A 12,344-nucleotide genomic window follows, 5' to 3' on the forward strand; every position below is an offset into this window, starting at 1 on the left:
GTACGGCGCCGGCCCGCCGGCCGGGCGGGGGGCGTCCCACTGCATCGGCCGCGGCTGCGCGGTCGGCGGCAGCCACGAGCCACCGGACCCGGGCGCCGGGCCCAGCGGGCGGGTCTCCTCCGGACCGCTCGCGCCGCTCGGGCCGGGCTGCTCGTCGTTCACGTGCCCATCATGACGGGCGGCTGGTGGTCCGCCGCGCCCGACCGGCGGGCCCGGTCAGGGGCGGCGCAGCGCCGGCGCGCCCGGGGTGGGCGACGGGGCCGGCGCGGGGGTCGTGGTGCCGATCGAGGTGACGGGCGCGCGACGGTCGACCGGGGGCGCGTCGGCCGGGGCCGCGCCGAGCGCGATGACCCCCATGACCGCGGCGCCGACCGCGCCACCGCCGATCGCCACGAAGCTCGCCGTACGCCGTCCGCGGTGCTGCTCGCGCTCCGCCGCCATCGCCAGGTAGACGTCGCCCGGAGGCATCCCCGCCGCTGCGGCGGGGCCGCAGCGCAGCGCGCCCTTGAGCGAGTCGGGAGCGCCGCCGCAGTCGCCCATCGAGAGGCCGACCAGACGCGTCTTCACCCAGCCCTCGCGCTCGACGAGGTCCCGGCAGGCGTGGCAGGCGTGCACGTGCGCCCAGGCGCGCTCGGCCTCGGCGGCGGGCAGCTGCCCGTCGAGCAGCGCGCTGACCTTGGCGCCGAGGTGGCCGCCCAGCGGACCCATCAGCGAGCCCATCAGCGGTCCCGTCCCGGGACGAGCGCCTCGTGCCCGACGGGGCCGGAGTACCGCTGCCGCCCGTCCGCGGGCGCCCGGTGGGCGAGCGCCTTGCGCAGCATCGCGCGGCCACGGTGGATGCGCGAGCGGACCGTGCCGAGCTTCGCGCCGAGGATCTCGGCGATCTCCTCGTAGGAGAGGCCCTCCACGTCGCACAGCACGACAGCGGCGCGGAAGTCTGGCGGCAGGGTCGCCAGGGCCCGCTCCACGTCGTCGTCGAAGCGCTGGTCGGCGTACGCCGCCTCGGGCGCGGGCGACGCGCTCGTCAGCCGGTCGGCCCGCTCGTCGGAGAGGGCGTCGAAGCGGATGCGCTGCTTGCGGCGAGCCTGGTCGAGGAAGAGGTTGGTGGTGATGCGGTGCAGCCAGCCCTCGAATGTGCCCGGCGTGTAGCCCGACAGCGAGCGGAAGACCCGCACGAAGACCTCCTGCGTGAGGTCCTCGGCGTCGTGGCGGTTCCCGGTCAGCCGGTAGGCCAGGCGGTAGACGCGGTCGGAGTGCTGCTCGACGACCTCGTCCCACGTGGGCACCCCGGGGGTGCCGGTCTGCTCCGGACCGGGCGCTGCGTCCCGCTCGTCCATGACGGTCCCTCTCCACCTGACCACTGCGTCCCCCTCACCGTAGGTGTGCTCGCTGAGAGATCCCTGTGAGCCGGTTGCCCACGTCCTCTGCCAACGCACGAGCGCGTCGCCGCGTTCCCGGGTGCGCCGGGTGCTGCGAGCGGTCCGGGCGCGGTAGGTTCGCCGGGTGACGACGACGCCGGTGAGTGCTGCCAGCTGGAGCTATGCCGAGGAGTTCGTGGCCGAGGACGAGGTCCTCGCCGCCGCGCGCGCCCGCGCCCAGGAGGTGGGGGTGGTCCCGGTCGGCCCCGGCGCCGGCGCGGCCCTGCGCTTCCTCGCCTCCGTGCTCGACGCCCGCGCGGTGGTCGAGATCGGCACCGGCACCGGCGTCTCCGGGCTCTGGATGCTGCGCGGCATGCGCGGCGACGGTGTCCTCACGACCGTCGACATCGAGACCGAGCACCAGCGCCTGGCCCGCCAGTCCTTCACCGAGGCCGGCATCGCCACCCAGCGCGCCCGCACCATCTCCGGCGCCGCCCTCGACGTCCTCCCCCGCCTGACCGACGGCCACTACGACCTGGTCTTCTGCGACGGCGACAAGCGGGAGTACGCCGCCTACCTCACCGAGGCGCTCCGGCTGCTGCGGCCCGGCGGCGTGGTGGCCTTCGACAACGCCCTGTGGCACGACCGGGTCGCCGACCCCGCCCAGCGCGACGAGGAGACCGTCGCCATCCGCGACCTCGGCCGGACCGTCGTCGAGCACCCCGACCTGGTCAGCCTGATGCTCCCCGTCGGCGACGGGCTGCTCGTCGCGAAGAAGACCTGGAACCCCGAGTCCGACTGACCCGCTGACCCACCCGCCCCTGCTCCGCGGTCGCGTCCCGCGCGGGACGCCTGGGCGGGGTCGTGTGCCTCCGGACGCGCCCGCCCGCGGCGACAGGCACACGACCCGCGCAGAAGGACCGCTGCACCCCTCAGGCGCGCACCTTCCGCGGCCACCAGAACCGGTCGCCGAGGATGAGGGCGGCGGCGGGGACGAGCACGGTGCGGACGAGCAGGGTGTCGAGCAGGACGCCGATGCAGATGACCGTGCCGACCTGGGCGAGGACGACCAGCGGCAGCACGCCGAGGACGGCGAAGACCGCGGCGAGGAGCACGCCGGCGCTGGTGATGACGCCACCGGTGGCGGCCAACGCGCGGAGCATCCCCTCGCGGGAGCCGTGGCCGGTGGCCTCCTCGCGGGCGCGGGTGACGAGGAAGATGTTGTAGTCGACGCCGAGCGCGACGAGGAACAGGAACGCCAGCAGCGGCACCGACTCATCGAGCGCGGAGAAGCCCAGCGGGCCGGTGAAGAGCCACCACGCGGCACCCATCGAGGCGGCGTACGTGCCGAGCACCGTGGCGACGAGGATCAGCGGCGCGACGACCGAGCGCAGGAGCAGCAGCAGCGCGCCAAGCACCAGCCCGAGGATCAGCGGCAGGATGACGACCCGGTCGCGGGCGGCGCCCTCGCGGGCGTCGATCGCGGACGCCTCGGTGCCGCCGACGTGGGTGTCGTCGAGGCCGTCGACCGCCCCACGGATGGCGGCGATGGCGTCCTCGGCCTCGTCCGAGCCGGGCGATCCCTCGAGCACGACGTTGAGCTGGGCGACGCCGTCACCCTCCGGGCCGGGCTGGACCTGGGCGACGCCCTCGGCGCCCTCGACGGCCTGGGCGACCTCCCGCGGGTCGGCGGTGGTGACGACGCGGGTGGGGTCGGTCAGGCCGGCTGGGAAGGACTCGGCGAGCCGGTTCGAGGCCGAGATCGCCTCCGGCTCGTCGAGGAACTGCTCGTCCTGGTCGAGGCCGGTGCTCACGCCGAGCAGGCCGATGGACAGCGCGGCGATGAGGGCGATGGTGCCGGTGGCGAAGAGCGCCGGCCTGCGGGCCACCCGGGCGCCGACGCGGTGCCAGAAGGAGTCCATGTCGACCAGGGCCGCCTGCCCGGTCCGCGGGACCTTGGGCCAGAAGATCCACCGGCCGAAGAGGACGAGGAACGCCGGCAGCACGACCAGCGCGAAGAACGCCGCGATGACGACGCCGATCGCGCAGGCCAGACCGAGGCCGCGGGTCGTGGGCACCACGGACAGCAGCAGCGTGAGCAGGCCGAGCACGACGGTGGTGGCGCTGGCCAGCACCGCCTCGGCGGTGCGGGCCAGAGCGGTGGTCATGGCGGCGTACCGGTCCTCGACGTGCCGCAGCTCGTCGCGGTAGCGCGAGATCAGCAACAGGGCGTAGTTGGTGCCGGCACCGAAGACCAGCACCGAGAGGATGCCGACGGTCGACTCGTCCCAGGCCACGTCGACCGCGGCCATCACCTGGGTCGCGGCGATGGCCGCGAAGCGGTCGGCGATGCCCACGACGAGCAGTGGGACGATCCAGAGCACCGGGCTGCGGTAGGTGATGACCAGCAGCAGCGCCACGACGGACGCCGTGACCGCGAGCAGGCGGAAGTTCGCGCCGTCGAAGACCGCTGCGAGGTCGGCCTGCACCGCCGCGGGCCCCGTCGCCTGCGCGGTGACGCCGTCCGGCGCGGTCTCGTCGAGCTCCTTCCGCAGGTCCTCGACCTCGCCCGACACATCGGTCGCGGAGCCCGGGGCGACCTGCACGATCGCGATCGCGGCGGTGCCGTCCTCGGCCACCGACACCGGACCCTGCGGGCCGCCGCCGACCGCGTCGAGGCCCTGCGCGACCGAGCGCAGCTCCTCCAGTGCGCCCCGGTCGACCTTCCCCTCGTCGGCGGTCCACAGCACGACGGCGGTGTTCGAGCCCTCGTCGGGGAGCCGCTGCTCGAGCTCGGTCGCCAGCGTGGAGTCGAGGTCGCGCGGCAGCTGGTCGAGCGGCTGCTGCTCGCGGTCGCCCTCGCCGAGCAGCACCAGGCCGAGCACGGCGGCCACGAGCGGCAGGAACGCGAAGAGCCATGCGGTACGCCGCGCGACGATCACCGACGTCACGGGGTGCGGCCGGTGAATGGACCGGTGATCGGGCACGGCGTTCTCCTCAAGGACGTACGATTCGTTCAGACGAAAAGATGCTAAGCAGGTGAGAAAAGTGGCCGACCAGCATGGCCTTCTGGGTGCCCTGCGCGACCTCGTCGAAGCCGGGGTCCGCATGCGGCACACCATCGCCCGGGCCGCCGGCCTCAGCGAGCACGAGATGGTCGCGCTCCAGCACCTCAGCCGCGGCTCGATCGGCCCCGCCGAGCTGGCCCGCCTGCTGGGCGTCTCCACCGCTGCGTCCACCGGCATCGCCGACCGGCTCGCGGCGCGCGGTCACGTCGTACGCCGTGCGCACGCCGCCGACCGCCGGCGCACCGAGCTGCACCTCACCGACTCCGGCCGCGCGGAGGTGCTCGCGCACCTCTCCCCCATGCTGGTGGCGCTCCGCGCCCTCGACGAGGACTTCGACGACGACGAGAAGGCCGTCATCGAGCGCTACCTGACCGGTGCGACCGCGGCGCTGGGCCGGATCAGCGAGCAGGCAGGTGGACAGGCTGCTGGACAGGCCGCTGGGCAGGCCGGCGAGCCGCTCAGCCCCGAGGCGTCGCCTCGAACCCTTCCCAGCCCTCCGCGACGGCCACGAGGTCCCACGGCTCGATGAGCACCGGCGGGGCGCCGACCATCCGCGAGCCCGGCGCGTCGGCGGCGCCGGCAGTGAACTCCTCCTGGAACGCCGCCCGCGCCTCGTCGGTCGCGAACAGGTAGAGCCCCTCGAACCACTCGCCCGGCCGCACCCGCCAGGTCTTGAACCGCAACCCGGCCATCCCGGTGAAGCGCGCGTGCGAGGTCTCGGCGACGTACGCCGCCAGCTGCTCCTCGACGCCTGCGGGCGCGTCGACGAGCGACCAGCGGATGCTCAGCCCCTTCACCGCTGCTCCCGGGCCATCAGGCGATGCCGTCGAGCGGGGCCTCGCCGCCGAGCCAGGTCAGCAACGCGCGGGCGCCGAAGCCGGTCGGCCCCTCGGTCCACTCGTCCGCGTCGGCCGGCGCGTCGCCCACGGAGGCCACGTCGAGGTGCGCCCACGGGACGTCGCCGACGAAGTGCTGGAGGAACAGCGCCGCGGTGATCGCTCCCGGACCACCGGCGCCGTTGTCGGCGTCGGCGACCTTCGACGCCAGCTTGTCCTCGTAGACGTCCGCGAGCGGCATCCGCCACAGCGGCTCACCAGACGCCTCGCCGGCCGCGGAGATCGCGGCGGCCAGGGTCTCGCGGTTGGCGAAGAACCCGCCGACCTGCTGGCCGAGGGCCACCTTCATCGCTCCGGTGAGCGTGGCGACGTCGACGACGACGGTCGGGTCGAGCTCGGCGACGGCGTACGCCAGCGCGTCGGCCATGACGACCCGCCCCTCGGCGTCGGTGTTGGTGATCTCGGTGGTCCGCCCGCCCCAGTGGCGCACGACGTCGCCGGGGCGCAGGGCGTTGCCGGAGACGGCGTTCTCCGCCATCGGCACCAGGCCGACGACGCGGACGGGGCAGCCGACGTCCTTGAGCGCCGCCATGGTCGCGAGCACGACGGCCCCGCCGGTCATGTCGCGCTTCATGTTCGCCATCGCCTGCGCGGGCTTGATGGACAGGCCGCCGGAGTCGAAGGTGATGCCCTTGCCGACCAGCACGACCGTGGGCGTACGCCGTCCGGCGCGGCGCGGCGCGTAGTCGAGCTGCACCAGGCGCGGCGGTGTCGCCGAGGCCTGGCCGACGCCGAGGATGCCGCCGAACCCCTCGGCGGCGAGCTGCTGCTCGTCCCAGACGCGGTAACCGAGGCCCGCCTCGTCGGCGAGGCGGCGCGCCTCCTCGGCGAGCCAGGCCGGGTTCTTCAGGTTGGAGGGGACCGTGGCGAGGGTCCGCGAGCGCCACCCGGCGCCGGCGACGGCGAGCGCGCGCCGCAGGGCGCCGTCGTACGCCGTCGGGTCGAGCGCGGCCAGCACGACCTGCTCGACCGGGACCTGCTCGGGCGGCGTGGACCGCCAGGAGAAGCCGAAGGAACCGAGCACGAGACCGACGACGAACGGCTCGAGGCCGGTGTCGGGGTCGAGTGCCGGCACGGTCGTCGCGACGGCGCGGACGTCCTTGACGGCTCGGCCGAGCGCCGCGCCCGCCTTGCGGAAGTCCGCCGGGCGCTGCTCGCCGACACCGACCAGCAGCACGCGCCGCAGCGAGCCCTGCTCGGGCCCGCCGAGCGGCACCGGGTAGGCGACGACCCGCCCGGCCTCGCCGCTCGCGCGCTCGGCCTCGAGCAGCGAGACCAGGTCGACGCCGAGCTGCTCGCCGACCTCGTCGGCACCGGGGCCGAGCACCGGCGCGGCGCCGTCCCCCTCACCCGGGACGACCGGCAGGGCCACCACCTCCACACCGTCGACCGCGAGCGGCCGGGCACCGCTCAGCGCGAGCTCGGGCGGTGAGACCTGGGACGGGAGCGAGAGGGCGGGCGGGCGGTCGGACGAGGTGGGGGGCACGACGCGGCGCGAGGCGGATGCGTGGTCGGCGTCAGCCGACGACGGCCTTGAGGGCGTCGCCGAGCGCTCCGGCCTCCTCGGCGTTGAGCTCGACGACCAGACGACCGCCGCCCTCGAGGGGGACGCGCATGACGATGCCGCGCCCTTCCTTGGTGACCTCGAGCGGACCGTCACCCGTTCGTGGCTTCATTGCCGCCATCCCGGCACCTCTTCTCGTGTTGCAGTCCTCGAGACCGACGAGGTCCAGGCGCCCCGCCAGCCGTGTGACCTCCATTATCCCCTATCGGACCTCGAAGTGTGACCGGTCCCCACACCTCGGCCCGTGGGACGCGCGGGTCGGCGCCCTCCCACCGGTGACAGACTCGGTGCATGCACGCGCGGTCGGCCCTCTTCGACCTCTACGGTGACCACCTCCGCGCGTGCGACTCCCAGGCGCCGGTCGCCGCGCTCGTGCGCCTGCTCGCGCCGGTCGGCATCGCGGCCCCGGCGGTCCGCACGGCGATCTCCCGCATGGTCATGCAGGGCTGGCTCGAGCCCGTCGCGCTGCCCGACGGCCGCGGCTACCGCGCCACCGACCAGGCCACCCGGCGCCTCGACGAGGCACGCGCCCGGATCTACCGGCGCCGCGACGAGCCGTGGGACGGCCACTGGCACCTGGTGCTGGTCACCTACCCGCCCGACCGGAGCGCGCGCACGCGGCTCCGCGCCGACCTGGCCTACCTGGGGTACGCCGAGCTCGCCGACACCGTCTGGGTCGGCCCGCTCGCGAGCCCGGAGCTCGACGGCGCGCTCGGCCGGGCCGGTGCGACCGCGCGGACCGCCCGCGCCCGCGACGTCGACCCCTCCCCGGTCGACGCGTGGGACCTGGCGGCGCTGCGGACGTCGTACGCCGGGTGGCCGGCGGCTGCGGGCGGGCTCGTCGCGGACCACCTCGCCGCGCACAACGACCCGGACGAGGCGGCGTTCGCGGCGCGCTTCCACCTGGTCCACGAGTGGCGCAAGTTCCTCTTCGCCGATCCGGGGCTGCCGGCGGAGGTGCTGCCGGCTGACTGGCCGCGCGACGAGGCCGCACAGCGCTTCGCCGCCGAGGCCGAGCGGCTGAAGCCCGCAGCGGACAGGTTCGTCGCGCGCTGCCTGCCGAGCGCGGCAGACTGCCCCGCATGACCTCCGCCAGCCCCTCTCCCGCCGCCACGCCCGACGCGACCCAGGCGCCCGTGCTCCTCGACGTCTCCGAGGGCGTCGCGACCATCACGCTCAACCGGCCCGACGCGATGAACAGCCTCGACGTCGCGACCAAGGTGCTGCTGCGCGAGATGGTCCAGCACGTCGCCGAGGACCCGGCCGTGCGCTGCGTGCTGCTGACCGGCACCGGCCGCGCGTTCTGCACCGGCCAGGATCTCAAGGAGCACGTCCAGCTGCTGCGGGGCGGCGGGAGCGAGGCGCTGTTCTCCACCGTCGACGAGCACTACAACCCGATCGTCACCACGCTCGCCGGCATGGCCAAGCCGGTCGTCGCCGCGGTCAACGGCGTCGCCGCGGGCGCCGGCGCGAGCCTCGCCTTCGCCTGCGACCTGCGCCTGGTCGCCGACACCGCCGGCTTCAACCTCGCCTTCGCCAACGTCGGCCTCTCCTGCGACACCGGCGCCAGCTACCACCTCCCGCTGCTCGTGGGGCAGGCCAAGGCGCTCGAGCTGCTCTACCTGCCGCGCACCGTGCCGGCGGCCGAGGCTCTCGAGATCGGCCTCGCGACCTCGCTGCACTCCCCCGAGACGCTCGCCGAGGAGGCGCGCGCCCTCGCCGTCCGGCTCGCCGCCGGGCCGACGGTCGCGCTCGGCTCGATCCGCCGTTCCGTGGCGTACGCCGCCGGCCACACCTTCGAGGAGGCCGTCGCCTTCGAGTCCTCGATGATGCAGCTCACCGGCGCCACCGAGGACCACCGGGCCGCCGTCGATGCGTTCGTCGCGAAGCAGAAGCCGGTGTTCGAGGGCCGTTGAGGGTCTGGCCGGGACCGGCGGGTCCTGGCCGGGCCTCGAAGATCGTTCAATGGCGCGGTTGCAGCGCCTCAGCCGCGCGGATCCGGTCCACGACCCAGCAGTTGAACGATTGTTTGCACCCGGGACCGACTAGGGCTGCCCCCAGTCCAGGTGTCCGCGGTAGGCGTCGAAGATCGACAGCACCTGGTCGGGGACGACCGTGCGCAGCCGGCGGCGCGACGGCTTGGCGGCGTACTCGACCGTGAGCGCGGCTCCCTTGAACCGGTGGTTGAACCAGCCGGTCATCGTGCCGTGGCAGACGCCGCCGCAGTCGAAGGTCTTGCGCGGCAGGCCGAGGTGTCGGGCGACCTTGCGGGCGAAGCGCGGCCGCTTGGTGTCGGTGTCGACGCCGTGCAACGGCTGGTGGAAGCTCAGCAGGTAGTCGGGCCGGACGTCGGCGAGGAAGCCCATCATCGCCTTCGTCTCCGGCCCGGACGCCGCCTTCGGCCCGGACTCGTAGCGCCCGTCGAGGTCGGCCCACTTGTAGGGGTAGTTGCGGTTGAGGTCGACGCCGCGGGCGCTGCGCCGGGTGCCGGCGGCGAGTCCGTCGGGGTTGTAGGTCGGCACGATCCACAGGTCGACACCGACGACCGGCGGGCCGTCGCGCAGCGCGGTGAGGATGTGCCGGGTCGCGGGTTCGTCGCCGTGCATGGTCGAGATGAGCACGACGGTCGGCACGCCCGGGCGGTCCGGCTCGCCGAGGCGCCAGGCGACGATGTCGCGGTCCTGCGCCGACGTGCCGAGGACGCGCTTGCCGACGACCGCCGGGCGCTCCGGAGCGGCGCGCTCGGGTGCCGCGGCGGGTGCCGCCGGTGCGCTGGCGAGGACCAGCGCGAGGCCGGCGACGGCGGTCAGCAGGCGGGGACGGCGCACGGGCGCTCCTCGGATCGGCTCGGTCGGGATCGGCTCGGTCGGGATCGGCTCGGTCGGGATCGGCTCAGACGACGGAGGTCAGGTAGGCCCAGGTCAGGACGCAGACGCCGGCCAGCGTGCCGAGGTGGGCGAGCAGCGACAGGCCGGGGCCCTCGGACCAGGAGTCCTCGGCACCGGCGGACGCGTGGCGGCCACGGGTGGGCAGCCAGCGGACGAGGATGCCGATCCCTGCGACGACCAGGAGCCACCAGCAACCCAGGCCGATGATGCCGACGGTGTCGCCGCCGAGGGGCGAGTCCGGCGGTGCGAGGAGGAAGACGGTCCACACGACGAGCGCCGCGACGCCGGCGCCGGTGTGCAGGTCGAGCAGGCGGGGAGCCACGCGCAGCCGGCCGGCGCCGCCCTCACCGCGCAGGCGCAGCCGGGTCAGCACGACCACGACGGCCCCGAGGGCGGTCAGGACGTAGACGACGACCTCGCTGGACACGCGGCGCAGTCTGCCCTACGCCGTGTGGTCGTCGCCACGGACGTCCGCGGCCTCGCGCTCGCGGGCGAGCCGGTCGAGGAGCGCGTCGACGTCGGCCATCCGGTAGCCCCGCAGCGCCAGCGGGAAGCGCACCCGCCGCAGGTCCGCGGCCGTCACCGGCCGGTCGGCGGGCAGGTCCACGGCCAGGCGGTCGTGCTCGACCTCGCTCATGGGGGTGCCGCGCCCGGCGGCCACGGCGGCGATGCCGCCCATGAGCAGCACCACCAGGACGGCGAAGAACCACATCACCGGTCGTCAGCCTCCCCGTCGACGGCCCCGTCGCCGTCGCGCGCCGCCCGCATCAGCGCCACCACCTCGTCGAGGTCGTCGGTCAGGGTCAGCATGTCGAGGTCCTCCACGGCGATCTTGCCCTCGGCCGCGACCGTGTCGCGCAGCCAGTCGACCATCCCGCGCCAGTAGTCGGTGCCGATGAGCACGATCGGGAAGCTCGTCACCTTCTTCGTCTGCACGAGCGTCATCGCCTCGAACAGCTCGTCCAGCGTGCCGACGCCGCCGGGCAGCACGGCGAATCCCTGGGAGTACTTCACGAACATCGTCTTGCGGGCGAAGAAGTAGCGGAAGTTGATCCCGACGTCGGACCACTCGTTCAACCCGGTCTCGAAGGGCAGCTCGATGCCGAGCCCGACGCTGACCCCGCCGGCCTCGCTCGCGCCCTTGTTGGCGGCCTCCATCGCACCCGGTCCGCCACCGGTGATCACCGCGAACCCCGCCTCGGCCAGCCGCCTGCCCAGCTCCTCCCCCGCGGCGTACGACGGGTGGTCGACCGGCGTGCGGGCCGAGCCGAACACCGCGATCGCCGGCCCGAGCTCGGCCAGCGCGCCGAACCCCTCGACGAACTCGGCCTGGATCTTCAGGACGCGCCACGGATCGGTGTGCACCCAGCCGCTGTCGCCGCGGGAGTCGAGCAGCCGCTGGTCGGTGGTGCTCCCGTCGACCTGGTCGCGACGCTGCACGACGGGCCCCTTGGACTTCGACCTCACGCGTCCACCTCTCCCGTCGCCCGGCCCGACGTCGCGCCGGTGAGCCAGGCCCGCAGCTGTTGCTCGCAGCGCTCGATGTGCTCGACCGGCACGTGCTCGTCCTGCTTGTGGGCGTAGAGCGGGTCGCCGGGGCCGAAGTTGACCGCCGGCACGCCCAGCGCGGTGAACCGGGCGACGTCGGTCCACCCGAACTTCGGCGCGACCTCGCCGCCGACCGCCTCGACGAACGCCTTCGCGGCCGGCCGGTCGAGCCCGGGCAGCGCGCCCGGCGACATGTCGGTCAGCCGGACGTCGTACCCCTCGAAGTAGTCGCGGACGAACGCCTCGGCCTCGGCCTCCGAGCGGTCCGGGGCGAAGCGGAAGTTGACCTCGACGACGCACTCGTCGGGGACGACGTTGCCGGCGACGCCACCGGAGATGCGGACGGCGTTGAGACCCTCGTGGTACTCCAGCCCGTCGATCACCGGCCGCCGCGGCTCGTAGGCGGCGAGCCGGTTGAGCACCTCGGCGGCGCCGTGGATGGCGTTGACGCCGCGCCACGAGCGGGCGGAGTGCGCGCGCTCGCCGGTGGTGCGCACCTCGGCGCGCAGCGTGCCCTGGCAGCCGGCCTCGACCGAGGCGTTGGAGGGCTCCATGAGGATCGCGAAGTCGGCGTCCATCAGGTCCGGGCGTGCTTCGGCGAGCAGCCGGAGGCCGTTGTACGTCGCGTCGATCTCCTCGGCCTCGTAGAGGACGTAGGTCACGTCGCGCACCGGCTCGGGCACCGTCGCCGCGAGCCTGAGGATGACCGCGTCACCGCCCTTCATGTCGCAGGTGCCGAGGCCGTGCAGCACGCCGTCCTCGAGCCGGCTCGGCAGGTTGTCGTTGACCGGGACGGTGTCGAGGTGGCCGGCGATGACGACCCGCTCGCCGCGACCCAGGTCGGTGCGGGCGACGACGGTGTGCCCGTGGCGCACCACCTCGAGGTGCTCGAGCGGGCGCAGGGCCGCCTCGACGGCGTCGGCGATCTCCGCCTCGTCGCGGCTCACGGACTCGATGTCGACGAGGGCCGCGGTGAGCGAGACGGCGTCCAGCGAGAGGTCGAGGGTGGCCATGCCTCCATC

15 protein-coding genes are annotated in these 12,344 nt (G+C 74.5%); 4 read left to right on the plus strand and 11 right to left on the minus strand.

The genetic code is table 11. From position 1 onward, the window contains the following. Positions 1 to 216 precede the first annotated feature (216 nt). Both G6553_RS09515 and sigE read right to left on the minus strand, forming a co-directional pair. Positions 217 to 720, minus strand: a complete 504-nt coding sequence (locus G6553_RS09515) for a hypothetical protein (RefSeq protein ID WP_166191422.1) — start codon at positions 718 to 720, stop codon at positions 217 to 219. Beyond that, the gene (gene sigE, locus G6553_RS09520) at positions 720 to 1,337 is read right to left on the minus strand and encodes an RNA polymerase sigma factor SigE (RefSeq protein ID WP_166191425.1); all 618 of its coding nucleotides are present in this window, start codon (positions 1,335 to 1,337) and stop codon (positions 720 to 722) included. Before sigE ends, G6553_RS09515 begins: the two co-directional genes overlap by 1 nt. 166 nt (positions 1,338 to 1,503) lie before the next feature. Here sigE and G6553_RS09525 point away from each other — a divergent pair, with 166 nt between their 5' ends. After that, entirely contained in the window at positions 1,504 to 2,160 is a 657-nt protein-coding gene (locus G6553_RS09525; protein WP_347565609.1) for an O-methyltransferase, read from the plus strand. Positions 2,161 to 2,290: 130 nt separating this feature from the next. Here the strand turns inward: G6553_RS09525 and G6553_RS09530 are convergent, their stop codons facing one another. Beyond that, positions 2,291 to 4,345, minus strand: coding sequence for an MMPL family transporter (locus tag G6553_RS09530; protein ID WP_347565610.1), 2,055 nt, complete (start codon positions 4,343 to 4,345; stop codon positions 2,291 to 2,293). Positions 4,346 to 4,406: 61 nt separating this feature from the next. Here G6553_RS09530 and G6553_RS09535 point away from each other — a divergent pair, with 61 nt between their 5' ends. Beyond that, positions 4,407 to 4,955, plus strand: coding sequence for a MarR family transcriptional regulator (locus G6553_RS09535; RefSeq protein WP_347565611.1), 549 nt, complete (start codon positions 4,407 to 4,409; stop codon positions 4,953 to 4,955). On the opposite strand, the gene G6553_RS09540 is transcribed toward G6553_RS09535, so the two are convergent. Genes G6553_RS09540 through G6553_RS09550 form a run of 3 tightly spaced genes read right to left on the minus strand, consistent with a single transcriptional unit; the run spans position 4,885 to position 7,007 of the window. Next, positions 4,885 to 5,223, minus strand: a complete 339-nt coding sequence (locus G6553_RS09540) for a hypothetical protein (RefSeq protein ID WP_166191434.1) — start codon at positions 5,221 to 5,223, stop codon at positions 4,885 to 4,887. The genes G6553_RS09535 and G6553_RS09540 overlap by 71 nt on opposite strands. A gap of 16 nt (positions 5,224 to 5,239) precedes the next feature. Further along, positions 5,240 to 6,808: a leucyl aminopeptidase family protein gene (locus G6553_RS09545; RefSeq protein ID WP_166191437.1), complete on the minus strand. Its 1,569-nt coding sequence runs from the start codon at positions 6,806 to 6,808 to the stop codon at positions 5,240 to 5,242. Between the two features lie 31 nt (positions 6,809 to 6,839). Then, on the minus strand, positions 6,840 to 7,007 hold the full coding sequence (locus tag G6553_RS09550) for a DUF3117 domain-containing protein (RefSeq protein ID WP_166191440.1): 168 nt from the start codon (positions 7,005 to 7,007) through the stop codon (positions 6,840 to 6,842). 170 nt (positions 7,008 to 7,177) lie between these two features. Between G6553_RS09550 and G6553_RS09555 the strand changes: the two genes are divergently transcribed. Continuing rightward, complete coding sequence (locus tag G6553_RS09555; RefSeq protein ID WP_166191443.1) at positions 7,178 to 7,972, plus strand: PaaX family transcriptional regulator C-terminal domain-containing protein; 795 nt, start codon at positions 7,178 to 7,180, stop codon at positions 7,970 to 7,972. Continuing rightward, positions 7,969 to 8,802 (plus strand): enoyl-CoA hydratase-related protein, encoded by an 834-nt coding sequence (locus G6553_RS09560; protein WP_166191445.1) that lies wholly within the window; start codon positions 7,969 to 7,971, stop codon positions 8,800 to 8,802. The genes G6553_RS09555 and G6553_RS09560 overlap by 4 nt, the downstream gene beginning before the upstream one ends. A gap of 129 nt (positions 8,803 to 8,931) precedes the next feature. Here G6553_RS09560 and G6553_RS09565 read toward each other — a convergent pair whose 3' ends face one another. The 5 genes from G6553_RS09565 to dapE all read right to left on the minus strand — a co-directional run bounded on the left by G6553_RS09565 (position 8,932) and on the right by dapE (position 12,335). Continuing rightward, positions 8,932 to 9,714 carry a murein peptide amidase A gene (locus tag G6553_RS09565; RefSeq protein WP_166191448.1) on the minus strand — a complete coding sequence of 261 codons (783 nt, stop codon included), beginning with the start codon at positions 9,712 to 9,714 and terminating at the stop codon, positions 8,932 to 8,934. A 64-nt stretch (positions 9,715 to 9,778) separates the two neighbouring features. After that, positions 9,779 to 10,201 (minus strand): hypothetical protein, encoded by a 423-nt coding sequence (locus tag G6553_RS09570; RefSeq protein ID WP_166191451.1) that lies wholly within the window; start codon positions 10,199 to 10,201, stop codon positions 9,779 to 9,781. 15 nt (positions 10,202 to 10,216) lie between these two features. Continuing rightward, positions 10,217 to 10,486, minus strand: a complete 270-nt coding sequence (locus tag G6553_RS09575; protein ID WP_166191454.1) for a DivIVA domain-containing protein — start codon at positions 10,484 to 10,486, stop codon at positions 10,217 to 10,219. After that, on the minus strand, positions 10,486 to 11,241 hold the full coding sequence (locus G6553_RS09580) for a TIGR00730 family Rossman fold protein (RefSeq protein ID WP_347565612.1): 756 nt from the start codon (positions 11,239 to 11,241) through the stop codon (positions 10,486 to 10,488). Before G6553_RS09580 ends, G6553_RS09575 begins: the two co-directional genes overlap by 1 nt. Further along, positions 11,238 to 12,335, minus strand: a complete 1,098-nt coding sequence (gene dapE / locus G6553_RS09585) for a succinyl-diaminopimelate desuccinylase (protein ID WP_166191457.1) — start codon at positions 12,333 to 12,335, stop codon at positions 11,238 to 11,240. The genes G6553_RS09580 and dapE overlap by 4 nt, the downstream gene beginning before the upstream one ends. Between the last annotated feature and the right edge of the window lie 9 nt (positions 12,336 to 12,344).

Source organism: Nocardioides sp. IC4_145 (assembly GCF_011250565.1).
GTDB lineage: Bacteria > Actinomycetota > Actinomycetes > Propionibacteriales > Nocardioidaceae > Nocardioides.

Bases quoted from the DNA above. Each gene is read 5' to 3' on its own strand.
- G6553_RS09515 (WP_166191422.1), bottom strand. From the start codon at position 720: ATGGGCTCGCTGATGGGTCCGCTGGGCGGCCACCTCGGCGCCAAGGTC.
- sigE (WP_166191425.1), bottom strand. From the start codon at position 1,337: ATGGACGAGCGGGACGCAGCGCCCGGTCCGGAGCAGACCGGCACCCCC.
- G6553_RS09550 (WP_166191440.1), bottom strand. From the start codon at position 7,007: ATGGCGGCAATGAAGCCACGAACGGGTGACGGTCCGCTCGAGGTCACC.
- G6553_RS09555 (WP_166191443.1), top strand. From the start codon at position 7,178: ATGCACGCGCGGTCGGCCCTCTTCGACCTCTACGGTGACCACCTCCGC.
- G6553_RS09560 (WP_166191445.1), top strand. From the start codon at position 7,969: ATGACCTCCGCCAGCCCCTCTCCCGCCGCCACGCCCGACGCGACCCAG.
- G6553_RS09575 (WP_166191454.1), bottom strand. From the start codon at position 10,486: ATGTGGTTCTTCGCCGTCCTGGTGGTGCTGCTCATGGGCGGCATCGCC.
- dapE (WP_166191457.1), bottom strand. From the start codon at position 12,335: ATGGCCACCCTCGACCTCTCGCTGGACGCCGTCTCGCTCACCGCGGCC.